The following is a 23238-nucleotide window of genomic DNA, read 5'->3' on the forward strand; positions in this document are numbered from 1 at the left end:
CGATGGGGAGAGACCCAAATGCTAAATACAAAAGTACAAGACTTTATGCAACGTAAGTTGCCACACATTACGCCTGAAACTGAAATGACCACCGCGATTAGCGAGCTGCAAAAGTTTAAATTACTAGGCGCACCTGTATTCGATGACAACAAAAGTTTAGTTGGCTTTATTTCAGAACAAGAGCTGCTGCAACCGCTCATGCAAAACAGTTATTTCTGCGATGGCGTGGTAAAGGTAAAACAACTCATGCGCACCGATGTTGTTACCGTGAGTAGCGATCAAAATATCATTGAGTTGGCTGATGCCATGAAAACGGGTAAGCCAAAGAATTACCCAGTTATCGAGGGTGGTAAGGTTGTTGGCATGATCAGCCGAGGTGACGTGCTCAAGGCATTATATGAAAACTACGTTTCATGCCAAGAGCACCAAGTATAAGTTAGCTGCTTAACGATTAGCAGCTAACTGTTTTAAAGCCGCTTTATCTGCATCGCTTAAATAAGCAATTTCAAGCGCATTAGCTTGCGCTTTTTCCATATCGGCTTGGCTTAACCCGGCCGCAGGTGCTGCTACTTGATACTCATACGCTATTTCAATACCTTCAACGGCCGGATCATCAGTATTAATCGATGCCAAAATACCATGGTCTAAGAAGGTTTTTAGCGGGTGTTTTGCAAGCTCAGCAACAGTACTGGTTTGAATGTTACTGGTTAAGCAAGACTCAATACCAACGCGCTTATCACGTAAGTAATCCATTAGTCCAGCATCTTCAATTGCTTTTACACCATGACCAATACGCGTTGCACCAAGCTCGTTAATTGCTTGCCAAATGCTTTCGCTACCGCGTGCTTCACCAGCGTGAATCGTGGCAGCTAAGTATGCATCATGAACTTGTTTAAAGTGATCAACAAATAGCTCACCCGGGAAACCAATTTCATCGCCAGCTAGATCAACCGCCACTAAATCATTTTTAAAAGCAAGTAGCGCATCAAGCTCTTGCTGACAGATTTTGGTGCCATATGTACGCGACATGATGCCGATTAAGTTAGCTTTAATTGGCGCGTTTTGGCACGCACTTTTTACACCATCAACCACCGCTTCGACAACTCCTTGCGGGTGTAAGCCTTGGCTTTGCGCCATATAATATGGACTAAAACGAAGCTCAACGTAATCGAGGTTTTGGGCAATCGCATCTTCAACGTTTTCGATAGCAATACGACGACAAGCATCGTAATCACCCAGTACTTTTACACCCCAATCAAGCTTTTGTAAAAATGCCACTAAATTTGGTTCAGGGTCGATAACCTGTACGTGCGGAATAAGCGCTTCAATGTTGTCAGCAGGTAATTCAAGATTAAACTGACGACCAAGGTCTAAGATCGTTTGTGGGCGAACATTACCATCTAGATGACGGTGAATATCAAGCAAAGGGAGTTTGTTATTGATCATAATTAGCACTCAGGTTCAGTAAATTTGCGCGGATCATACGTACCCACGGCGATATTTCAAGTTTAGATGATTTTATTTACTTTTTTGAGGTCAAATGTCTGCTTTAATGGCCGCTAGCATTATGCAAAAAATGCCACAAGGTTTTAAAAAGTTTATCAGCATCAATTGGTTTAGTTAAATAACCATTCATACCACTGGCTAAACCTTTCTTAAGATCATCATCGTGGGCATTTGCCGATAAGCCAATAATCGGTAAATCGGTGATCAGTAACTCGTTGCGAATAACCTTAGTCGCTTGTAAGCCATCCATATTCGGCATTTGAATATCCATGAGTACAAGGTCATAGCTTTTTTCACTGATCATCTTAATAGCCTCGTGGCCATCTTTAGCGATATCAGGTTGGCAACCTTTAGTTTTTAAAATCGAACTCGCCACATGTTGATTCAATGGGTTATCTTCAACCAATAGAATTGTATCGCCAGCAAATGAAACAGCTGTCACATCGATATCAGCTAACTCATCGTCGCTATGAATCACCTCTTCAAGAGGGGACTCAAATGGCAGCGAAATTGTAAACGTTGAACCTTGCCCCTCAGAGCTACTGAGGCTTATCTCGCCTCCCATCATAACAATGAGTTTTTGGCAAATACTCAAGCCTAAACCTGTGCCACCAAAGCGACGAGAGGTTGAGCTATCGGCTTGTGAGAATGGTTTAAACAGGCGCTGCTGCGCCTCTTTACTGATGCCGATGCCAGTATCAATAACACTAAAGTAAGTAAATTTACCCTGCTGCCAAATACGTAATGTAATCGTGCCTTCTTGAGTGAACTTCACCGCATTGTTTAACAGGTTTAATAATACTTGTTTTAAACGAATTGGGTCGGTGTGGATCAATAAGTGCGCAGATGCATCAAACTCAACCTTAAACTTTAAAGCACGGGAATTAAGTTCAAACTGCAATAAGTTAGTCAGTTCATTAACCAACGCATTCACATCGATGGGTTCTTGATGTAGCTCCAATCGCCCCGCTTCTATTTTAGAAAAATCTAAAACATCATTGATTACCCGTAATAGTACATTCAATGCACCATCGGCTTGATCAATATAACCACGGGCTTGTTGCCAGTCAGGCTCTTGCATTGCTAAATAATGCAAACCTTTTATACCATTAATAGGTGTGCGTATTTCATGGCTCATATTCGCCAAGAACTCACTTTTAATTTGGCTGGCTTTATCGGCTTTTAGTTTTTCTTCGCGAAGGCTTTGAGTTTGTTTCGCTACTTGCTGACGAATTTGAATATTAGTACCGGTTACTGAAATCAAAAATGTGATCAATAACCAAACAAACAGCATACCGACTATTTGCGCTAACCAATAAGGCAGCCATGACGACTGCGCTACTGACTCCCATAATTTCACCTGCCAAACGCGCTCGCCAATAATAAAATTAAAGCTCGCAATAGCGGTTGTACCAACACGGTTTGGGCTGTAAATCTCGACAGGGTTAGTACCATCGGTAACATCAAAAAAACTGGTTTCAATCTCAGTATTTTGATTAAAATTTAGTGTTTGTGCCAGCAACTCTAAATTAACCACAGCAACAACATAACCCCGAAAGCCGACCTGATGATTAATGTCTGAATAAACAGGGTTGAAGAATAAAACGCCCTTTTCGTTACCATCACCTTGCATCAAAGTAATAGGCTCACTGACGGTGACATTTTTAATTAACCGAGAGTCAGTTAACGCTTGTTTACGTAACTCGCTTGAAGCCAAATCAAAGCCTTGCGCTGGTTCGTTCCCTACTAATGGATGAATATATTGCACCGGAAAATAGACTGCTCGCTTACTTACCGGCTGCCACTGTCCTGCAGCATTTTTTTCTTTCACGTAGTAATCAGCACCCAGTTCATCACGCAGTAGACTTTGATAGTTATTTAGTTGTGAGTGAATAACTTTAGGTGCCCACTCAAGGGCAAGGATTTCTTTGCTATATTGTAGTTGCCTTGTTGTAAAACGCTTAAATTCATCAAAATCAACCATGTCACTACTAGCAAAAAAAGTTGCTAATAAAGATAAATGCGATTTAATTTCATCAACTTGGTGTTCAAGATTAGTATGAATTGCACTGACTTTTGCTTGCTGGCGCTGTAAGTCTTTGTCTTTTTTTACACTGGCTGCACCATAAAAGCTGACACAAATAACCACATAAATTAATAACGACGGCACAATGATTTGCAGCCGTTGACGAGTGTGGTGGTAACTAAATGCCGCTAAAATTAATGGTGTGAAAATCAGCACCCCAATGCTGTCGCCAATCCACCATGCGATAAAATTATTAAGCGCCGCATAACTCGGAATAACATTATTAATGACCAATAAGCCGGTGCCAATTGATGCTGCAATCAAGCTACACAAAGGGCCACCTATCATTAAGCCAATCATACTTTGCTTTAATGACGATAACTCAATCGGGCGTTTAACTACATGAATTATAATGTAATAGGCAAGCCAAGCCTGAAATGTTGATGCACTTGTCACACCAATAGCTTGCAACATCATTTGCCAGTGAAAAATATCAGTGACTTTATCAAGGTGAATAAGGTTTACAAAGAACGCCCCTAGCAAAACTCCTAGCAGAGCACGATTTCGAAGCAGTAAGATACTGGCAAGCGCAATACCTGCAGGCGGCCACGCTGCAACCGCATAACCATCAATCGCCAGCAAAGAATTACTTAAATACCCTGTAAGAAAGTAAGCAAGTGCAATACTTATTGTCAGTGTAAATAAGTTTTTCAAGCCATTGCTCCTTTGCCGGCTGAAGTAAAATTATTGATAGAGTACCAATGCTTTTTCTGGTTGGGCACTCTTACTATAACTAAGAACCGCTTGCTGCAAATAGGCATGGCGGTTATCAGCATTAAGCGCTTTATCAAACACCCGCGCAGCTAAGTCATATTCACCATGCGCATTTGCTAAACATGCAAGGGCTAATAGTAAATCTGTATTTTCGGTATCTTTTTTTAATACATCCTGCAAACTTGATTGCAACTTGAGTGCATCGCCAGCGCTACTAGTACGTAAAATACGTGCTAAGTCTTTATGTTGCAGCGGTTTTTTTATCATTTTAATTAAGCTTAGCTCAATTTTGTTTAACTCACCTGCCTTCGCCATCGCCGTTAAATAGCTTACCTCAGCATGTGGTTTCAGGTTTTTGGCTAATTGCTCATAACGCTCAGTTAAATCTCCGTTTGATTGAGCTGCAAAGTAACTATCAAAAAGTTGTTGCCACTCTTGCTCTGAAAGTGTTTTTTTGCGCAATAAACGCGGCATAAAGTCATTCAATGACGCCCACTTTTGCTCTTTTACCAATACATGGGCATACATTTTAAGCTCTAAACTCGTGGCTTTTTTGCGCTCAGCTAAGGCTTTAAGGTCAGCAAAAATGGTGCTGGTTTCACCGCTAGCAATCCATAAATTAGCCACTTTTAACTGCTTATCCTGGCTTATTTTATCAAGATAACTAACCGCTTTTTCGCTCTCATTATTAGCTAATGCCGCTTTAGCAAGAAGCGCATAACGTATATCGCTCCACTTATCTGCAACACTATTGTTATCAAGTGCAAGCTCAAGCTGTGCATAATCGTTATTAATTAAGCTCCATACACCTTGCTCAATAGCCGCTTGTTTACGCTCTTCACTGCGCGCAAAAAAGCCATGGCGTGTATGGCTATATAAAGATATTACGTAACGGCAAAGCTTATAAAGTAAAAACAGTGCAGCGAATGCTAATATTAAAAGTGCTGTGATGCCCCAAATAGTCCCTTCAATGGTTGTTTTATTAAAGGCAATTAGTACATAACCCTTTTGATCTATAAAAAAAGGGGCAATCCCTAAGCAGACTGCTATTGCAATAATGATTAATAAAAAGCGGATCATTGTGCCCACTCCTTCACCTGCTCAGTACTTTGTAGTGACACTTTTGGACTAAAATCGAGCTGCTCTTTCGAAAGCTCAGCAAGACTTTTTAAGGCCGCTTTTGTTTGCGCATCATCTTGTTTAAAGTAATCTTTTACCAAGCTATGAGCAGCATCAACAGCACTAAAATACACACTACTTTGTTTACTTAATACCGCATCTTGCGCTTGAGCTAAATATAAACTCAGGCGCTGTTTTACTAGGTGACGCTCTTGCTCACTTAAAAATGGTGCGATAACCATATCTTCACGTCTGCGCACTTTAACAAAGAAGTCTTTAAACTGCTGCCACGACTTCGCAAGGTTTTGACGCCACTCACTGACATTTTCACTTAATTGATTTGGGTCTTCTTTGACGACCTCTTCAGGGAGTGAAATAGCATTAAATACCAGTTCATCCACTTTTTGATTAATGCCATGTAGTTTTAAATAAATTGCTTCAACAGCCACAGACTCTATGGCATTCAAGGTTTGTAAATCTTGGTGAATTGCTTGGCGAATAGCGCCTGTACCCGGGTGTTCTGCAAGTAAGCTATCTAAGCGAGATAACACAGCAGCAGCCCCTTGGTAATCGTGCTCTGCCCACAATTTAAATTCGGCCATACGCTGCAAGCTTGTGACTTCTTGCGGATTAAGCGTGAAAGTTTGCTGCTCGGCGCGCTTTAAAGCCGCTTGTAATTGCTGCTGTGTTTGCTCAGCACTTTCATTTAGTGCATCAGTGACCTTTTGTTCACTGCTATAAAGCGAGTGCTGCATTGTTTGTTGGGCACTTTTTAATGCATCAATTTGCTGCTGTAAGCGAAGGTTTTCATCTGTCAGCTCAGTCAATGCCACAGCCGATTGCTGATCGCTATTTAATTTTAGATAAAACTCATAGCCAACTGCACAAGCCACTAAAAGTGAAATAAGTAACGCTAAGCTACCTGTTTTGCTGATGCCTCTTTTAGCTTGTACAGGCGCTTTTGCCCCAGTATTTGCCGTTTGCGCTTTTTTCTCTGGCTGTGCAGTCACTGGCTTTGCGGGTTGTTTTGATTCTGCTTCACTCATTTTGCTACCTTGCTGATTAATGCAGGTGAACATAGCGTTGTCGCTCGCCCCTGCAGCAATATATATCTGTGTTCTTACGACATTTTGTTGCTTTAAATAGTCTGCGATACGCTCACTGGCAACGAAAAATTGTCGCTCTTTCAACCATGCAAGCTGAGGCTCATTTAAACCATTAAAAATGGCATCCACCGCTGCATTACTGGTAATGACTATACCTTCTACATCAATTGTTTGCCAGTGGTCCATCCACTTGCCCGGTTCGCTCTCAATTGCGCTTCGCTTGTAAACAACCAATTGATTTAATAAAGCACCACGTTGTTTTAACGTTTTTGCTATGGTCGTGCGTCCACCTTCACCTTTCACTAAAACAATGTTACTTAGTTCAACATCTTGTAGTGTTTTTAATTCAAGCAGACCTTCTGAATCATGCTGTTTGGGCACTGCGGCTCGTCGCCCAAAGGCTTCATAAACCGCATCAGCCGTTTGCTGACCGACCGCATAAAGTTGCGCTGCTTTGTTGATGGTTGGTGTGAGTTTTAACAAGGCATGCACGGCATCTTGCGAGATAAAAATGATTTTATCGGCATTTTCTAGCGGCGCGAGCTCACTACTATTTACTGTGAGGTAATCTAAGGTAAGGACTGGGCACAGGGTTGTTTGATAACCCGCCTGCTGAAGCTCAAGAGCAAGCTCAGTGCCTTTTCCTTCTGGACGAGTTATCAAAATATGCATATTAAGCGTCTCTATATACTTCAGCTAAAATTTTATCAGCACCTTGCTCAAGTAGCTTTTCAGCAAGTGTAATACCTAACTGCTCTGCGTCAGCCACTGGGCCTGTCACTTCATCACGTAGCATTTGGCTACCATCAATAGCGCCCACTAAACCACGTAAATGCACTTGCTCACCATCGACCAATGCAAATGCACCAATAGGTACCTGGCAGCCACCTTCTAAACGGCGATTCATAGCACGCTCGGCATTAACACGAATGCGTGTTTCATTATGTTCAAGTGGCGCTAACAGTGCTTTTGTTACTTCATCATCAATACGGCACTCAATACCCACAGCACCTTGACCATTTGCAGGTAATGATACCTCTGGCTCGATAAAAGCTGTAATACGCTCAGGCATTTCTAAACGAATTAGACCCGCTGCAGCTAGGATGATTGCATCATATTGACCATCATCTAGTTTTGCTAAACGCGTATTAACATTACCGCGTAAGTCACGAATGTCTAAATCTGGACGAGCTTCGCGAATTTGGCATTGGCGGCGTAAGCTTGATGTACCAACAATCGCACCTTGTGGTAACTCATCTAAACTCTTGTAGTTATTTGATACAAACGCATCGCGTGGGTCTTCACGTTCACAAATAGTGTGTAATGCTAGGCCTTCAGGAAACTCAACAGGCACATCTTTCATTGAATGCACCGCAATATCTGCACGGCCATCTAGCATGGCTTGCTCAAGCTCTTTTACGAATAAGCCTTTACCACCAATCTTTGCCAGTGGCGTATCAAGGATAATATCGCCTTGCGTCGACATAGGAACCAACTCTACCGTTACGTCGTCATGGAAGTGCTCTAATTGAGCTTTTACAAATTCTGCCTGCCATAAAGCAAGTGCACTTTTACGGGTAGCGATACGAACTAGTTTTGTTGTCTGTGTCATGAAAAATCCAATTAATTATCAGGCTGATACTAAATATTACTCAGCTAAAATTCTAAATTCTTTTTGGGCCAGTAAGTTGCCCTCTGCGTCAATAACTTCAACACGCCAATCACCCAATTGCTCTGGCATGATGTTTTTCGTTGAATAAGTACGAAAACGTGGGCTACTTACCGCTAATTCAATTGAAGCAAGCTGTTGATCTTGGTAATACCATTGATGACGAACAGTTTGCCCTTGCATATTTCTAAGCTCGCTAAAAAAGCTCAGGCTATTGCTAATTTGCGCTAATTTTACATCGTTTTTAAGAACGTTTACTGGTTCTCGATCAACAACATCGGTAGTTAATACTGCGCGGCTTACTTTATCTGTGTCTATTTTTGCGCCAATTGCGACACTGGCAATATGTGCTGACCGTGAAAACTGCTGCTGAGCATCAGGTGCTGCTGCATTTTCAACTTGCTGTTCAGTTTGTGATGCTTCTTCATCAGGAATAACGGCTAATGTTTCAGGTTGTTGCTCATCAACAACCTCTTCACTGTCGATCTCAGCCTCTACTGATGTAACGTCAGGCTCTACAATGTTTGAGCTCACAACCTCTGCTTTAGCCGTTGCTGTGTTATCAACCAACGGTGTTTGCTCATTCATTGACGGAGCAACAACTTCTTTTGGCTCCTCTTGCTCAGCGTCATTTAAAGAGGTTTGTAATTCAGCCTTTGTAAACTCTGCTTGCGGTTCATCTTGCGGTGATTGCTCAGCATTTACCGCACCAATAAAGCTATACACTAATATAGCCAGCGCAACTAAGATAACACTGCTGACCATAAAGATGCGTCGCCAATGCCATTGATAAGTCACTGCTGTCGGTGCTGAACTTGCCGATTCAACGGCATTCATATTTGCTGTAATTACAAGTTTCTTTGTCATGTTGGCCTCTAAAACCAAAAAATTAACTCAAGCGAGCAATTAACCACTCTCGAATAGCCATCAGTTCTTCACCACAAACTTGGTGCGCCATCGGATAGTCTTGCCAGCTTACTTCCATGTTGTTAGCGCTAAGCACGTCAAATGCTTGTCTGCCCGCGCTATGCGGTACCACATCGTCAAATCGACCATGTGCCATAAAAATATTTAACCCCTGCTGCTTGGCTTCATCAGCAAATTTTGCAGGCACACACATATAGGTTGAAAGTGCCATTACACCCGCTAATTTATAATCTAGACGTGGCGCTAAGTGCAGCGATACCACACCCCCTTGCGAAAAACCGGCAAGAATAATTTTGTTAGGAGCGATACCTTTTGCAATTTCTTGGTCAATAATTGCAGCCACTTTTGCAGCAGATTCACGCACTCCTTGCTCATCAGCACGCTTATCTAAATCCATCGATTTAATATCGTACCAAGAGCGCATTGCCATACCACCATTTAAGGTGACCGGTTGCACTGGCGCATGTGGAAACACAAAACGCACACCAAGCTCTTTTGGTAGAGCAAGTTGCGGTGCAACGGGCGCAAAACCATCACCTGAATCACCTAAACCATGTAGCCAGATAACCGTTGCTTTGTGATCACCTTGCGCTGGATATTCAACAAACTCTAAACTCATAGTTCAGAACGCCATTCAATTGTTTGACCTGCTTGGCGAGTTGCCGCATCACACATAAATTGCCAAAACTCTGCACCTGAGCGGTTATCAATCCACTTATCGTCGCGTAGTTCAAAATGGTGACCGTTAAATTTAGTCGCTACCCAAACTTGGTGTAATGGTGCTTGCTTGTTGATCACTATTTTACTGCGATCAGGAAAGATGATTTCTAAAATACCTGACGCTGATTCATAGTCTAAATCGGCATCACATTCATCGATTTGCTCTTCAATAGTTAGCATTAATGCATCGGCTAGTGTGTGGTATTCATGATCAGTCATTTTAGTGTCCTTTAACTGGCTTTAAGCCTAGATCTGGGGGCAGATTGTGTACATCAAGTGTAACAGGAATAAATTCATCCGCGAATAGCTGCATTTTTTAAATATTCTGTTACTCTGCGATTATAAAGCCAGCAACCGTATTAATCTAATGAAAGAGACTCATAGCCAAAAATTAAAAACCATTTTACCTCTAAGCGCCCTTCTAGTAACCCTAGCAGGTTGCGGACAAAGTGGTGCTCTTTATCTGCCAGATGATACTAAGCCGCCTGCAAAGTCTCAGCCACAAGCTGATCCATCCGAACAACCAGAGCAAAAACAGGACCAATAGATGGACTTTTTTAACTACAATAATAATCAGCTGTTCGCTGAAGACATCGCTGTCAAAGAGCTTGCCGAACAATATGGTACGCCTTGTTATATCTATTCTCGCAAAACCTTTGAACGTCATTATCTAGCATTTGCAGACGCTGCTAAGTCACATAAAGGCTTGGTGTGCTATGCCGTAAAAGCCAACTCAAATATTGCCGTGCTGAACATTTTAGCGCGACTTGGTTCAGGTTTTGACATCGTTTCAAAAGGTGAACTGGCACGTGTTATTCAAGCAGGCGGTGACGCTAGTAAGGTTGTGTTTTCTGGCGTTGCAAAAACCGCTGACGAAATTGCTTATGCACTTGAATTGGGGATCAAGTGTTTTAACGTTGAGTCAGTGGCTGAACTTGAGCGTATTTCAAAAGTGGCAACGGATCTTAACTTAGTAGCACCGATTTCGATTCGCGTAAACCCAGATATAGATGCAAAAACGCACCCTTATATCTCAACTGGCTTAAAAGAGAATAAGTTTGGTATTGACATTCAAACAGCAGTGACGGTGTATCAACATGCAGCATCACTACCCGGTTTAAAAATTACCGGTGTAGATTGCCACATCGGTTCGCAGCTAACGGAAATAAAACCTTTCTTAGCAGCACTTGAAAAAGTACTGACTCTTATCGAAGAGTTAAAAGCGGTTGGCATCAAGCTAACTCACCTAGATATCGGTGGTGGTCTTGGCGTGCCTTATAATGGCGAAACGCCTCCTCATCCAAGCGAGTATGTTGATAAAATTACCGCTCGATTAGCAGACTACCAAGATTTAGAACTTATTTTTGAACCTGGTCGTGCGATTGCAGCCAACGCAGGTATTTTAGTTACTAAAGTTGAGTTTATTAAACAAAACCAAGATAAGTTCTTTGCTATTGTTGATGCTGGCATGAACGATATGTTGCGTCCATCGCTGTATCAAGCTTGGCAAAGTATTGTGCCAGTTGAACCTCGCGCAGATGATACACCTACTCACAACTACGATATTGTCGGCCCAGTTTGTGAAACCGGCGACTTTTTAGGCAAAGACCGTGAGCTTGCACTTCAAGCCGGTGACCTATTAGCGCAGCGCAGCGCTGGCGCATATGGTTTCACTATGAGCTCAAACTACAACTCACGCCCGCGTGTTGCAGAAATCATGGTGGATGGTCAGCAAAGCCATTTAATTCGCCAACGCGAAACCTTAGAAAGCCTTTGGCAAGGTGAGAAAATTTTACCATAAACGTTTTTATAACCGCCCTGCTCTGTGGCATGATTAGCTCAGAGCAAACCCGAATTAGAGCGTTATGTTAGTTAATTTTTCAAAAATGCACGGCCTAGGTAATGACTTTGTCGTTATTGATAACATTACTCAAAATGTTTTTTTATCACGTGATCAAATAAAGAAGCTGGCAGATCGCCATTTCGGCATTGGCTTCGATCAACTGCTTATGGTTGAAGCCCCTTACTCTCCTGATCTCGATTTTCATTATCGTATTTTCAATGCCGATGGTAACGAAGTTGAACAGTGCGGCAACGGTGCGCGCTGTTTCGCCCGCTTTGTACGTATGAAAGGCCTGACCAATAAGCATAAAATCTCGGTTTCAACAAAATCTGGTAACCTCACGCTTTATATAGAGAAAGATGGTCAAGTAACGGTAAATATGGGCCACCCCAATTTTGAACCGAACAAAATCCCATTAAAAGCCAGCAAGCGTGAGCTGACCTATATTCTTCGCACGGAAGAACATACGGTATTTAGTGGCGCAGTATCGATGGGTAACCCGCATTGCGTGTTAGAAGTTGATGACATTCATACCGCAGAAGTCGCTACCTTAGGCCCACTCCTTGAAAATCATGAGCGCTTTCCCCAACGCGCAAATATTGGTTTTATGCAGGTCATTTCACAAGAACACATTAAACTAAGAGTATGGGAGCGTGGCGTTAGTGAAACCTTAGCCTGTGGAACAGGTGCTTGTGCTGCGGTCGTGATCGGACAAATTCAAAGTAAACTTGCTAATACCGTACAAGTTGACTTACCCGGCGGCAGTTTACAAGTACGTTGGCAAGGCGAAGGCCACCCTGTACGAATGACAGGCCCTGCTGAGCATGTTTTTGATGGACAAGTGGCACTATGAGCAAACTAACAGAACAACAAATTGCTGACTATTTAAAAGCACACCCTGATTTTTTTATCAAAAACCCGGATGTGCTCGCTGAAGTTGAACTACAACAACAAACGGCGGGAGCAACGTCTTTGGTACATATTCAACAGCGCCAATTACGTGAACACAATACGTTATTAAAAAATAAGATTGAGCAGCTCGTTGAACAAGCAAAAGAAAACGAGTTAATTTACCGCTTATTTAGCGACTGTCATCGTCAGTTATGGACTAACTACGACTTTACGACACTGGCTAGCAATTTGCGCAATATTATCTGCACTAATCCATCCATTAACGAGTGTCACTTAGTTAAGTACGATAAAAAGTTTGATGAGTTAATTGCCCATCGCCTGCAAAACGATGGTATTTACTTAGGCCGAGTAAATCAGCAAGAAAGAGACTTACTGTTTTCAGACACGACTCAATCGACTGCCTTATATTTAATTGGCAACACAAAACACCCTGTGGCAATTTTGGCGTTTGGTAGTGATGACGTAAACCACTTCGAACCGGCAAAAGACAGCTTTTTTGTGCTTGAGTTTGTGCGTTCATTACAACTGCGCTTATTGGAACTTGCATGAGCGATGTGACGACGCCAGACATTAATGAATTAAGTGATGCTTGGCGAACACCCATCCTACTATTTGCAGACTACTTACGCTACGAAAAACAATACTCAGCGCACACAGTAAACCAATATACGAGTCAGCTTGGTTTTGCAGCTTTGTACTTTAGTAAACTATGTGAAGACTGGTTTGCTGTTCAAGGTGAGCATATTCGCCGCTACAGCATGCAGTTGCGCAGCAAACAATTAAGTGGTCGCACAATCAGTTTAAAGCTGAGCTGTATTCGCAGTTTATATAAATTCTTAAAAGCCAAAAAAATTGATAACCAAGCACATTATCATAATCCGGCAGAAGCCATTAAAGGGCCAAAATTTTCCAAGCCTTTACCCAAAAATTTAGACGTAGATCAAATGGCTAAACTACTCGAACTGCCAGATGATGAGCCTTTAGCTATTCGCGACAAAGCCATGATGGAATTAATGTACTCATCGGGTTTGCGTATTAGCGAATTAGTTGGCGCTAACATACAAGATATAAACCCGACTGAAGGCGAAATTTTAGTCCGCGGTAAAGGTAACAAAGAACGCTTATTACCTGTAGGCAGCAAAGCGCTCAGTGCATTAAAAGCATGGCTGAAAATTCGCCCTCAATTTGCACATCCTGATGAAATAGCCGTGTTTGTTAGCAGCCAAAAAAAGCGAATTTCCGTACGCCAAGTTCGCTTACGGATGCAAGAGTGGGGCATTAAGCAAGGGATCAGCTCACAAGTGCATCCGCATAAATTGCGCCACTCATTTGCATCACATATTTTAGAATCATCAGGGGATCTGCGTGCCGTACAAGAACTGTTAGGACACAGTAGTTTGTCTGCAACTCAAGTTTATACGCATTTAGATTTTCAGCATTTAGCTAAAGTGTACGATAACACCCACCCACGCGCTAAAAAGCGCTCAACATCAGAGTAAACCCTTGTCATTATGATCCGATTTAACCGTGCCCTATCGCCAGTTTCTGTTTTAAGTTTTGATTTAGACGACACACTTTACAACAACCATCCGATCATAAAATCAGCCTTGCAAGCACAAGCTGATTACCTCGAGGCATTAGACCAATGGCCAGCCGATAGCATGAGCTACTGGTTAACATGCCGCGATAAAGCTTTAAAACATGATGCGACTTTAATTGATGACGTTACGCGCTGGCGACAAGCAGCATTACACTATGCCATGACCGATCTGGGTTTTTCAGCAGAGCAAGCTCAGTTGCATGCCGAAAATGCTTATCAGGCATTCGCTGATGCCCGCAGTCAAATAACCGTTACTGATGAAGTACTTGAATTACTTAATAATCTCAGTAAACACTACCGCCTCATCGCCATCACCAATGGTAATGTCGAAGTAGAAAAGTTTAACCTTAATGGTGTATTTGAGTTAGTTTTACAAGCAGGCCCACACGGAAAAGCGAAGCCGCATAGCGCCTTATTTGATAGCGCAGCCAAACACTTAAAGGTGCCTCACAAGGAAATTTTGCACATTGGCGATAGCCTAGATACTGATGTGCAAGGCGCCAATAATGCCGGCTGCCAAAGCGTTTGGCTTAATAACCAAGCAACACAATATCGTTATCAAGGGTTAGCAGATATTGAAATAAGCAATATCATGGCGCTCAATCATTTAGTTAAAAAGTAACGACTTTAAAAAATGTGTTTTATGCTGAGTAAGTAAATAACAAAGATTAAATGATTGGGCAAAACGGATGAATGCTTTTCTTAAATTAATATTGCTATGCTCTCTTAGCTTAAACGGATACTTTATTTGGCAACTGTTTAACCCCGCGAAGCCAAAACAAATTGAGACTGTAGCAACCACTCCCATAGTCAAGAAAAGCGCGGTTTTACCAGCCCACTTTCAACAAGCTGTTGCGCTATTTAGCAACCAATTATTCGACAAAGCGGTGGCCGAGTACACCCAATTGCTTGTTAATGAACCTCACTATGCAAGGCAACTTAAACAAATTTGGCAACAACAACTTGAGACATGGCTTTCCCATCAAAAATTCACCTTAAGTGAGCAATTTTTAACGGCCTTTTTAAATAGTCACCCTTACGATGTCACCATGCTTGAACTTGAGGCAAAGCGTTTAATAGCACAAGGTGATACCCAACAAGGTATTATCAATTTACTGGCGCTTAGCAACCAGTTAGACAGCAATGATAAGCAACAACTTAACAAACAAATAGACGAGCTAAGCAAATCCTATATTGATGAACTTATTGCAACGCAACAATGGCAAGCCCTACTTAATATTAGTCAACAATGGCTTGATTACGCGCCTGGCAACGCGCATTACTTATATAACAATGCATTAGCTAACTACCATTTAGAAGATTATGTCGCGAGCCAAATAACCCTAGATCAACTACCCGAAGATCATGACTATAAACAGCAAGCTGAGCAATTACATCAGTTGATTCAACAGGCCCTCGCAGGTGTTGAAATTATAAAATTAACTGCTCGAGGTTCGCACTATTTGGTGAACAGTATTATCAACGATGATATCGAAACCGAGCTGATGATCGACACCGGCGCTAGCTTTACTGTAATTAACCAAACATTATTAAACTCGCTTAACACCCCAGCCAATTACCTTGGCACCTTACAAGTAAACACAGCTAATGGAATTGTTGAAGCAGAGCGTTATCAGCTCGAGTCGTTTCAAGTCGGTCAACAACGTATTCGTAATTTTGAAGTGCTGGTAATAGAAAATCATGCCGGCTATGGTTTACTAGGTATGAACTTTTTAGAGAATTTTAAGTTTAATATCAATCAGCAAGTGAATGAGTTAGAGTTGATAAAGAACAATTTTTAAGGACAAGCAATGACTCTTAACGAATTTCTTTCGAAATTAGCAAGCACACCGCAGCAAATTGAGTTTACCGATACCATGGCGGTCATAGACAACAATTATGACTTTACCCCAAGTGGTTTTAACAATCATGGCCTGCTAAGCGCGGCAAATGAAAATAATGGCTCGTGTAAAATTTTTGCCTTTGCTAAGCTAAATCAATTGAGTAAACAAAACACCCTAGATTGCTTTGGCGCGTTTTATCGTGATGACGTATTACACAATCCTGAAGGGCAAGACCACATGAACATCCGCACCTTTATGCTTGCCCCAGAAGCGACCCCTTTCTTAGGTGTTACTTTTACCGAGCAAGACGTGCTTAAAGCGAAGTGAGTAAAAGCTGATATTTAAAGGCTTTTTTCCATAAAATAACGGCAGCCGTCGAGTGGGTAGTTACGCATTTCATATTTAACTAGGTAGCCGTTGTTTTCGTAAAAGGGTTTAGCTTGGAAATCGAGCGTATCAAGTTGTGCGGTGTTTGCACCAAGTGCTTTAGCTTTACTCTCTAATTCAGCGAGTAAGCGTGTCGCAAGTCCTTTACCACGCATATTCTCATCACACCAAAGCCAACTGATAAGCAGCCAATTGCCAAATACCTGACCATGAATACCAGCAACCACACTGTTTTGTTTATTAACGAACTTAAAACCAACGGGAATACGCTCGGCATTAAAATGCGCGGCGTTGAAAGCCACAATATGTTCTCTAAGCCGGTTGTTGAGATCAGCTGAGTCATCACTTTTTAATTGATACATATACTCAGTATACGCTTATATCGTTAGTCAGTATAAGTGGTTCTTGCCATAGGGTACTTCAAGCATGTTGCTGGCCAGCTTTTCGGGCTGACCACACATCTCATCATAAGCACTGGTGTGGCGTAAAACCATATCGCCATAACTTAGGTGATCAAGACGCTTTTGAATATGCAACGGGCTAATATCACGAATAAACTCACCTTGCTCATCAGTAACATAATACTCAACGTTATTGATCATCACAGACACCTGATACAATGCCATTTCTAATGAATGAAGGATAACCTTTTGCAGTGGTTGGTGAGCTGCAAGCTCTGATAATTTGATAGGCATGTGCATTCCTCTTTGGTGGTGGAACTATTCATACGTGATTTTGATATACTGTGATCAAATTAATTGTACAAAAATCACTCATGCCAGAAAAAGTACGACTTGCTAAATTTATTGCCCATGCGGGTGTTTGCTCTCGAAAGCAAGCATCGCGCTTGATAGATCAAGGTGAGGTAACAGTAAATGGCCGTGCCGCAAATCATATAGATCATGTTGATGAGCACGATGATGTGATTGTACTTGGCGAAAAAATTTTAGCTAAGGCACCACTCACCTACTTTGCTTATCACAAGCCTGTTGGTATAGATTGCAAATTAAATGCTGATGACCCAACAAGCCTTATTCATAGCCTGCCTAAAACCACTCGCGTTTACCCAATTGGCCGGCTCGACAAAGACTCCCGAGGTTTGTTGATTTTGACCAATGACGGTGAGTTTTGTAATCAACTGATCCACCCTGATTACCACCAACCCAAACGCTATTTAGTCACCGTTGATAAACCTCTTGATAGTGATTTTTGTAAAAAAATGGCGGGCGGTGTGCCTGTCGATAAACAAATAACCCTCCCTTGCACGGTGACTCAAGTCAGCGAAACACAGTTTTGCATCGTCTTAAAACAAGGTTTAAATCGGCAAATACGTAAAATGGCTCGTTTTTGTGGCTACAAAGTCATCGACCTTTACCGCACAGATATCGCAAAACTGTCACTCACCACGCTGAATTTGCCCGAAGGACAAATAGTCAGTATCAAAAAAAGTGACATTCTCTAACAAAAAAGTTTGCATTAATTGATTACACGTGTAATCTTTAATTAAAGATTACATCTGTAGGCATAAAAATGATTGAACTTTCTAAAGCTGAATTCGAAGTATTAGATGCAGTATGGCTTGGCTACCCAGCCACAGCTAGTGAAGTAATTGCGCGTTTAAGTGACGATAAAGAATGGCACGAAAAAACCATTAAAACGCTACTAAGCCGTTTAGTTAAAAAAGGCGCTCTTAGCTTCGAGAAACAAGGCCGCCAATATAACTACACTCCTTGCATCGCCCGTGAAGAATACACATTAAAAGAAAGCCAAAGCTTTATTGAACGCTTCTTTAATGGCCGTATTGCGCCACTGGTGAGTGGCTTTGCTAAATCAGAGCAACTCTCGCAACATGATATTGATGAGCTGAAAAAGGTCATTGATGATTGGGAAAAACAGCAAAAATAAGGCGTTGTTATGTTAGATGCATTTTTTAATTGGCTGTTAGATCAACAACTTTTGATCTCATCTGCAATTATGTTTTTATTGCTGCTAGAGCGAAAGTTACTAAGCCAGCTATCGGCACGCTTGGTTTATACACTGTGGGCGCTTTTACCAATTAGTTTATTGTTAGCGAACCTACCAGAGCACTTAAAGCCAATTCAAAACGACTTTATCAGTAAGCTGACTATCACGCCAAACACAGCAATAATGCCACAGTTTACGCTCACTTGGTTTGCTATTTATGGCTTTATTAGTGCCGCACTGCTGATCACTGCCGTATATTTTCATTACCGTTTTTTAGCAAAACTGCAGTTAGCGCCAATTACGCTTGATCATCACAGCAATCAAAGTATGCGCTTATACCAAAGCAACCAAGTGAGCTCACCTATGGTTGTAGGGGTTTTAAATACCAAGCTAGTGCTGCCTACAAACTATCAAAGTCACTACGATAACCATGCTTTAGCGCTTATTTTAGAGCATGAATCAGTGCACATTAAACGCAAAGACAACCTAATTAATGTCATCGCTTTAAGTGCCACTATTTTGTTGTGGTTTAACCCTGTCGCTTGGCTTGGTTATGCAAGTCTGCGCCGTATTCAAGAGCTTTCATGTGATGAGCAAGTACTCAAAAATAAATCGACAGAACAACGAATTTTATACAGTAAGGCATTAGTGCACTGTGCAAGCTTTAGCAGAACAGGCTTAATGGCTTATTCACAATACGGAGATAAAAACACCATGTTACAACGTCTAAACCAAATAAAGCAGATCGACAACAGCTCATTTATCGCAAAAACAGCGTTAGTTATTTTTACAGCGGGCATGCTTAGCAGCTTTGCGATTGCAAAACAGCCGATGTCAGTTGAAAAGACAAAAGACTATCAAGCGGTTATGCGTGTAGAGCCGATATACCCTATTCAAGCTGCAGAGCAAGGTATTAGCGGTTCAGTCGTTTTGAAATACGATATTTTACCAAGCGGCGCCACCAGCAATGTAAGTGTGGTAAGTGCAGAGCCTGAAGGTGTTTTCAATCGAGAAGCGAAAAGAGCCTTAAAAAAATGGCAGTATGCGCCGTCTGAATCCGGCTTTAAAAACGCATTAGTACAACTCGATTTTGCCTTAGACGAAAACTACCAAGCAAAGGATTTAATAGAGAAAATTAAAGTTAGCTCTAAGTAAAAGCAATCACTTAAGACCCTAAAGCAAGCGCCTTATTTAAGCCGCTTGCTTTGTGGTTTTTGACTACTAGCTCTATCGCTAAAGACAAAGAGCAATCATAGCCACAGCACAAACATAGCCAACAAGCCAAACTAATGAACGTAAAATATCCTGGTTTATGTAGTAGAAAAGACAATACAACACACGGGCAATAACATGCATAATCGCTAGGGTCTCAGTTACCTGATAGACATTATTGCTACCTATAACGACTGCCAGCGCGACCGCAAAAATAATCAGCGATTCAAAGCTATTTTGATGTGCTGCCAACGCACGAGCACCAAAGCCGGTTAGTTTAGCTTGTTGCTCGCGAGGGTGCTTATTGTCGTAGCCTGCCAACTTATTTTGTGCAAAAGCCACAGGCGCTTTGGCTAAATAGGGGATGAGTACTGCGATGAGTGCGCAGATAATCAGTGTGGTCATTATATTTCCTTATCTTTTAACTATAATACCCTACCCTAGCGTAAACAAAAAAAAGCCGCTACTTAAAACAGCAGCGGCCAGCAATAGCATCATTGTCACTATAGTCTAAAGTCAGCATAAAAGCCCTGCGGCATATTGTCACAGCTGAGTTTTTCTCAAGTTGGTCGATAAGCTGATGCTCTCATACTTTGGTTTTGTTACTCTAAGCGCCTCTCCTCATTAATTTATTTTCAATATGACTTGGATTTTCTTAACTATTTTTGCGGCATTTATGCAGTCTTGGCGCAACGCTCTGCAAAGTAAACTCAGTGCAACAGTGAGTGTTGCCGGGGTAACGCTTGCTCGCTTTATCGTTGCCAGCCCAATTGCTGCCCTGTATTTATTTGCACTTTATCAATATCAAGACGCCGCACTTCCTGACTTTAATCTGGCTTTTATTGGCTACATTGTTGGCGCCAGTATCGTCCAAATTGTTGCCACAGGTTTAATGGTAAAGCTGTTTAAAATGAATAACTTTGCAGTCGGTGCAGGGCTTGCTAAAAGTGAAGCGCTAATGGCGGCCATTTTAGGTGTCATGTTCTTTGGCTCAGCACTGTCGTTACTGGGCTGGGTTGGCGTATTTATTGGTGCAATTGCGGTACTGCTATTAAGTGGCATCGCGAATGTTAAACACTTTAATTTGGGCACCGCACTGCTTGGGCTTGCTTGCGGCACTTCTTTTGCTCTCTCTTCATCATGGATCCGTGAAGCAAGTTTAAGTTCAGGGCTGACTTTTCCGCACTCTGCAGCTTGGGTGTTAGTGCTGATAATCAGTTTACAAACACTGATGCTATGCGTGTATATTGCATTCAAAGAGCGCGATACTTTTAAGAAAATGTGGCAACACAAAGGCACCACGACCGCTGTTAGTATTTGTAGCTGTTTAGGTTCTATTGGTTGGTTTAGCGCCATGAGCTTGCAGCATGTTGCTTATGTAAAAACACTGGGGCAGATAGAAGTATTTTTTACCATTATGGTATCGATTCTTTGGTTAAAACAGCCGTTAAAACGCCAAGACACGGCGGGGCTTGTGTTAATTGCACTGGCTGCCATTCTTGTAATGCTACCCAATTAGGCTTATTCCTAGTCATTAAAAAAGCGGCTATGCCGCTTTTTTAATGACTAATCTTTAGGGTTATTACACCACTAATTATCAACAGTACTCCGGCAATGCGGCCAAATGTAGCGGCATCCCCATAAAATAAAATACCAACCAAGAAAGTGCCAGCAGCACCAATACCTGTCCATACTGCATAGGATGTCCCCATCGGAATATCCTTTTGCGCCAACCACAACATAAAGCCACTAGCGACCATAAAGGCGACAGCTATAGCAATCCCTAACCAGCGACTATCTGCCTGTTGAGACATTTTAAGGCCAACAGGCCAGCCAATTTCTAACAGCCCTGCGACAATTAAATACAACCACGCCATTATTGTTCTCGCTTTTTCAAAATTACATCATATAAATCTTCACGGCGGTCTTTTAAGTTTCTTACCGTTCCTTCACTGTGAAGAATTTTAAGTTTATCCATATCTAAATCACTGAATAACAGCATTTCAGTATTTGGCGTTGCTTCATTCAAGGTTGCATCATGCGGGAACGAGAAATCTGAAGGGGTAAGCACTGCTGATTGCGAATACTGTACATCTAAGCTTTCTACTTCAGGTAAGTTACCAACCGAGCCTGCAATCACAACATAACATTCATTTTCGATTGCACGTGCTTGCGCACAATGACGAACACGTAAGTAACTATTTTTTGTATCTGTCCAAAATGGCACGAACAAAATATCTAATCCTTGCTTAGCGAGAATACGCGACAGCTCAGGAAACTCTACATCGTAACAAATTTGAATACCGACACGACCCGCATCGGTTTCAAATACCGCAATTTTGTCACCACCTTGGATCACCCAGTCATTTTGCTCGTGAGGGGTAATATGAATTTTACGCTGCTCATCAATTTTACCGCTACGGTGGCACAAATAGCTGACATTATAAATCTTGTCGTCTTCAGCGAGTGGCATGGAACCGGTGATAATATTGGCATTGTATTCAACCGCCATGCGCGACATCGCATCACGGAAGGTTTCTGTGTATTCGGCCAGATAACGAATGGCTTCCGTTTGATTGCTTTGCTCAGTGAGACCCATTAACGGGGCATTGAAAAATTCCGGAAACAGAATAAAGTCACTTTTATAATCTGATACTGTATCAACAAAATACTCCACCTGCTTGAGCAGCTCTTCCACAGACTCAACACAACGCATTTGCCATTGTACGGCACCGACACGGACAATTGATTTGGTCGACTCAAGTACCGTATCAGTCGGCTCAAACATAATGTTATTCCACTCTAGTAAAGTGGCATAACCAACTGACTCCTGATCTTCAGGAAGGTATTTTTTAAGTAAACGTTTAACTTGGAAATCATTAGATAGCTGAAAGCTTAAAATCGGATCATACAGCTCTTTGTGGTCAACTTTTTCGATGTACTCCATCGGAGACATCTCTGCACTGTGATTGTAATAGCGCGGAATACGTCCACCCGCTAAAATAGCGCGCAAGTTATACTGACGGCACAGCTCTTTACGCGCATCGTATAAGCGACGACCCAGTCGCATCCCTCGGTGAGTTGATGAAATCACCACATCTAAACCATAAAGTGCATCACCTTCAGGATCACTAAATACACGGTCGTGACCATCAACAATATCTTCGTAGGTATGTGGGTTAGAAAAGCGCGCGTAATCAACCTGTACACTCAAGGCGATGCCTACTAAAACACCATCGTCTACAATGCCTATTTGCCCTTCCGGAAACTGGTCTATTAGCCTAAAAATAGTATGGTTTGGCCAAGCACCTCCAAGCCCTGGGTAAGCTTGATCCATGAGGGTCTTTATTTGTGGGTACTGTTCTTTAGTTAGATTACAAATCTCTAAATGCGTTTTTTCCGCCGGCATAACTACTCCTTTTTAGGCACGAAAATATTATCAAGGCAAACGGCAAGCCGATATCAATGATGGTTTGATTAGAGTGGCATTAATTCACAGTCCTGCCAAGCTTAAAGCTTAGCAAAAACGAAGTGAACTGGTGTTTAACCCCGATTAAATTAAATGAATTAAAGAAACAGAAATCTCTTTAATTCTTCACAGCCTAAATTTTAATCTATACTAGTTTTT

Annotated in this window: 26 protein-coding genes; 13 read left to right on the plus strand and 13 right to left on the minus strand. The window is 41.9% G+C overall.

The genetic code is table 11. The annotated features are described in order from the left end of the window. Positions 1-18: 18 nt before the first annotated feature. Positions 19-435, plus strand: coding sequence for a CBS domain-containing protein (locus tag CWC02_RS13535; RefSeq protein WP_054554669.1), 417 nt, complete (start codon positions 19-21; stop codon positions 433-435). 9 nt (positions 436-444) lie between these two features. Here the strand turns inward: CWC02_RS13535 and add are convergent, their stop codons facing one another. The 8 genes from add to cyaY all read right to left on the minus strand — a co-directional run bounded on the left by add (position 445) and on the right by cyaY (position 10066). After that, positions 445-1446, minus strand: coding sequence for an adenosine deaminase (gene add, locus CWC02_RS13540; protein WP_138618741.1), 1002 nt, complete (start codon positions 1444-1446; stop codon positions 445-447). Between the two features lie 103 nt (positions 1447-1549). After that, a complete protein-coding gene (locus tag CWC02_RS13545) occupies positions 1550-4246 on the minus strand; it encodes a CHASE domain-containing protein (RefSeq protein WP_138618743.1) in 2697 nt (898 codons plus the stop codon). Between the two features lie 30 nt (positions 4247-4276). Then, positions 4277-5386, minus strand: a complete 1110-nt coding sequence (locus CWC02_RS13550) for a heme biosynthesis HemY N-terminal domain-containing protein (protein WP_138618745.1) — start codon at positions 5384-5386, stop codon at positions 4277-4279. Beyond that, entirely contained in the window at positions 5383-7203 is a 1821-nt protein-coding gene (locus CWC02_RS13555; RefSeq protein WP_138618747.1) for a uroporphyrinogen-III synthase, read from the minus strand. The genes CWC02_RS13550 and CWC02_RS13555 overlap by 4 nt, the downstream gene beginning before the upstream one ends. A 1-nt stretch (position 7204) precedes the next feature. Beyond that, the gene (gene hemC, locus CWC02_RS13560) at positions 7205-8143 is read right to left on the minus strand and encodes a hydroxymethylbilane synthase (protein ID WP_054554664.1); all 939 of its coding nucleotides are present in this window, start codon (positions 8141-8143) and stop codon (positions 7205-7207) included. Between the two features lie 36 nt (positions 8144-8179). Further along, positions 8180-9067 (minus strand): DUF2914 domain-containing protein, encoded by an 888-nt coding sequence (locus CWC02_RS13565; RefSeq protein ID WP_138618749.1) that lies wholly within the window; start codon positions 9065-9067, stop codon positions 8180-8182. A gap of 22 nt (positions 9068-9089) precedes the next feature. Further along, positions 9090-9746, minus strand: coding sequence for an alpha/beta hydrolase (locus CWC02_RS13570; RefSeq protein WP_138618752.1), 657 nt, complete (start codon positions 9744-9746; stop codon positions 9090-9092). Beyond that, positions 9743-10066, minus strand: a complete 324-nt coding sequence (cyaY, locus tag CWC02_RS13575; protein ID WP_054554661.1) for an iron donor protein CyaY — start codon at positions 10064-10066, stop codon at positions 9743-9745. Before cyaY ends, CWC02_RS13570 begins: the two co-directional genes overlap by 4 nt. Before the next feature lie 148 nt (positions 10067-10214). Between cyaY and lptM the strand changes: the two genes are divergently transcribed. The 8 genes from lptM (at position 10215) to CWC02_RS13615 (ending at position 16373) form a co-directional block, all read left to right on the plus strand. After that, the gene (gene lptM / locus CWC02_RS13580; RefSeq protein WP_138598962.1) at positions 10215-10394 is read left to right on the plus strand and encodes an LPS translocon maturation chaperone LptM; all 180 of its coding nucleotides are present in this window, start codon (positions 10215-10217) and stop codon (positions 10392-10394) included. Further along, positions 10395-11648: a diaminopimelate decarboxylase gene (gene lysA, locus CWC02_RS13585; protein ID WP_138618754.1), complete on the plus strand. Its 1254-nt coding sequence runs from the start codon at positions 10395-10397 to the stop codon at positions 11646-11648. 64 nt (positions 11649-11712) lie between these two features. Further along, a complete protein-coding gene (gene dapF, locus CWC02_RS13590) occupies positions 11713-12543 on the plus strand; it encodes a diaminopimelate epimerase (protein ID WP_138618756.1) in 831 nt (276 codons plus the stop codon). Beyond that, positions 12540-13151, plus strand: a complete 612-nt coding sequence (locus tag CWC02_RS13595; RefSeq protein WP_138618758.1) for a DUF484 family protein — start codon at positions 12540-12542, stop codon at positions 13149-13151. The genes dapF and CWC02_RS13595 overlap by 4 nt, the downstream gene beginning before the upstream one ends. After that, on the plus strand, positions 13148-14101 hold the full coding sequence (locus tag CWC02_RS13600; RefSeq protein WP_138618760.1) for a tyrosine recombinase XerC: 954 nt from the start codon (positions 13148-13150) through the stop codon (positions 14099-14101). Before CWC02_RS13595 ends, CWC02_RS13600 begins: the two co-directional genes overlap by 4 nt. A gap of 12 nt (positions 14102-14113) precedes the next feature. Then, entirely contained in the window at positions 14114-14824 is a 711-nt protein-coding gene (locus CWC02_RS13605) for an HAD-IA family hydrolase (protein ID WP_138618762.1), read from the plus strand. A gap of 67 nt (positions 14825-14891) precedes the next feature. Further along, a complete protein-coding gene (locus CWC02_RS13610) occupies positions 14892-16004 on the plus strand; it encodes a retropepsin-like aspartic protease (RefSeq protein ID WP_138618764.1) in 1113 nt (370 codons plus the stop codon). A gap of 9 nt (positions 16005-16013) precedes the next feature. Further along, positions 16014-16373 (plus strand): HopJ type III effector protein, encoded by a 360-nt coding sequence (locus CWC02_RS13615; RefSeq protein ID WP_138618766.1) that lies wholly within the window; start codon positions 16014-16016, stop codon positions 16371-16373. Between the two features lie 14 nt (positions 16374-16387). Here the strand turns inward: CWC02_RS13615 and CWC02_RS13620 are convergent, their stop codons facing one another. Together CWC02_RS13620 and CWC02_RS13625 are read right to left on the minus strand one after the other, a co-directional pair. Next, on the minus strand, positions 16388-16795 hold the full coding sequence (locus CWC02_RS13620) for a GNAT family N-acetyltransferase (RefSeq protein ID WP_138618768.1): 408 nt from the start codon (positions 16793-16795) through the stop codon (positions 16388-16390). Positions 16796-16822: 27 nt separating this feature from the next. Beyond that, entirely contained in the window at positions 16823-17128 is a 306-nt protein-coding gene (locus CWC02_RS13625) for a DUF6482 family protein (RefSeq protein ID WP_138618770.1), read from the minus strand. A gap of 80 nt (positions 17129-17208) precedes the next feature. On the opposite strand from CWC02_RS13625, the gene CWC02_RS13630 reads away from it, so the two are divergent. From CWC02_RS13630 to CWC02_RS13640, 3 genes are all read left to right on the plus strand, one after another. Next, on the plus strand, positions 17209-17895 hold the full coding sequence (locus CWC02_RS13630) for a pseudouridine synthase (RefSeq protein WP_054554685.1): 687 nt from the start codon (positions 17209-17211) through the stop codon (positions 17893-17895). A gap of 68 nt (positions 17896-17963) precedes the next feature. Next, a complete protein-coding gene (locus CWC02_RS13635; protein WP_054554650.1) occupies positions 17964-18338 on the plus strand; it encodes a BlaI/MecI/CopY family transcriptional regulator in 375 nt (124 codons plus the stop codon). A 9-nt stretch (positions 18339-18347) separates the two neighbouring features. Next, the gene (locus tag CWC02_RS13640; RefSeq protein ID WP_138618772.1) at positions 18348-19553 is read left to right on the plus strand and encodes a M56 family metallopeptidase; all 1206 of its coding nucleotides are present in this window, start codon (positions 18348-18350) and stop codon (positions 19551-19553) included. Between the two features lie 78 nt (positions 19554-19631). Here the strand turns inward: CWC02_RS13640 and CWC02_RS13645 are convergent, their stop codons facing one another. Continuing rightward, positions 19632-20015 carry an MAPEG family protein gene (locus tag CWC02_RS13645; RefSeq protein ID WP_138618774.1) on the minus strand — a complete coding sequence of 128 codons (384 nt, stop codon included), beginning with the start codon at positions 20013-20015 and terminating at the stop codon, positions 19632-19634. 235 nt (positions 20016-20250) lie between these two features. Between CWC02_RS13645 and CWC02_RS13650 the strand changes: the two genes are divergently transcribed. Continuing rightward, entirely contained in the window at positions 20251-21129 is an 879-nt protein-coding gene (locus CWC02_RS13650; RefSeq protein ID WP_138598955.1) for a DMT family transporter, read from the plus strand. A 40-nt stretch (positions 21130-21169) separates the two neighbouring features. Here CWC02_RS13650 and CWC02_RS13655 read toward each other — a convergent pair whose 3' ends face one another. Then, a complete protein-coding gene (locus CWC02_RS13655; protein WP_054554646.1) occupies positions 21170-21487 on the minus strand; it encodes a DMT family transporter in 318 nt (105 codons plus the stop codon). After that, positions 21487-23019 (minus strand): carbon-nitrogen hydrolase family protein, encoded by a 1533-nt coding sequence (locus CWC02_RS13660; protein WP_138618776.1) that lies wholly within the window; start codon positions 23017-23019, stop codon positions 21487-21489. Before CWC02_RS13660 ends, CWC02_RS13655 begins: the two co-directional genes overlap by 1 nt. Between the last annotated feature and the right edge of the window lie 219 nt (positions 23020-23238).

It is taken from the genome of Pseudoalteromonas sp. S2721 (assembly GCF_005887425.1).
Classification (GTDB): Bacteria; Pseudomonadota; Gammaproteobacteria; order Enterobacterales; family Alteromonadaceae; genus Pseudoalteromonas; species Pseudoalteromonas simplex.